Source organism: Candidatus Hodgkinia cicadicola, assembly GCF_002774925.1.
The window spans coordinates 1-1,023 of record NZ_NXGO01000060.1 but is presented as its reverse complement, the minus strand read 5'-3'; the positions used below and the strand labels follow the sequence as shown (position 1 = coordinate 1,023).

At 37.5% G+C, this 1,023-nt stretch carries 3 protein-coding genes; all 3 read right to left on the bottom strand.

Features of this window, described 5'->3' with window-relative positions; all coding sequences use genetic code 4:
* Nucleotides 1-94 (bottom strand): class I tRNA ligase family protein (locus MAGTDC_RS05950; RefSeq protein WP_414173062.1); only part of this gene is annotated, 94 nt, incomplete at its 3' end.
* Complete coding sequence (locus MAGTDC_RS05945) at nucleotides 91-237, bottom strand: RNase H-like domain-containing protein (RefSeq protein ID WP_414173061.1); 147 nt, start codon at nucleotides 235-237, stop codon at nucleotides 91-93. The genes MAGTDC_RS05945 and MAGTDC_RS05950, both read right to left, overlap by 4 nt.
* A 137-nt stretch (nucleotides 238-374) precedes the next feature.
* A partial coding sequence (locus MAGTDC_RS02630; RefSeq protein ID WP_278046952.1) for a reverse transcriptase family protein occupies nucleotides 375-1,023 on the bottom strand: 649 nt, incomplete at its 5' end.

Below are 1,023 nucleotides of genomic sequence, written 5' to 3'. Positions count from 1 at the left end.
GTTCTTCATTGGTCTTGATACAAATATCTTTCAGTATTTTATTTACCATATGACCTAGATGAAGTTCACTGTTTGCAAATGGTGGTCCATCTAATACCCTAAACCTTTTTGGCCCTTCTCATCAATCTGATACAAGTGTGCTCCAATAGCAATATTGCTGGCGTCTGTTTGCAAGTAAAATCTTTCTCCTATCCTTGGATGATTTAATACAACAGTATTTATAAAAAGACTTTTCACTTGTTGCAGCGCTTCATCGTGGTCCTTTGTCCACTTCCATTTAATCCCTTTGTTTAACAACTTTAACAGTGGAACAGTACTTTCCGCTTATTTACTTGTAAACTTCTGATAGTAGTTAGCTAAACCTAGAAATGACTTTAGCTGCTTACAGTTCTTTGGAGTTGGAAATTCTTGTATGGCTTTACCTTCTCTGGGTCCGTGGTTATGCCTTCCACTGAGATTCGGTGACCTAAAAACTTAACTTCCTCCTTACCAAACTCTGATTTCCGTAGATTCAGCGTCATGTTTGCTGATCTTAATTTTTCAAAAATATTCTTTAAATGTTTTAAGTGCTCCCCGAATGTTTGTGACCCACACAGAATATCATCTATGAACACTAATGTATACTTCTCTACCTCATTACCTAAGGCACTGTCTAAACACCTTACCATTGCAGCTAAGCTGGTGCTCAGGCCAAAAGGTACCACTTTAAATTGGTAGCACTTATTTTTATATAAAAATGCCGTATACTTTCTTTCACATTTTCGGATGGGAATTTGCCAAAATCCTGATGTTAAGTCCAGTTTGGTCATATACTTAACCCCGTTACATTTTTGAAACAATTCTTCCACACTCCTAGCGCACTCGTAATCTGGTACTAATAAAGAATTTAACTTCCTAGCATCTAAGCATAATCGGATACTCCCGTTCGGCTTGGTGACAACTACTAAATGGTTTATGTAGGGACTACTTGCTCTCTCTATAACACCATTCGCTAACATCTGTTGGATCTCTTTCTCCACTTCA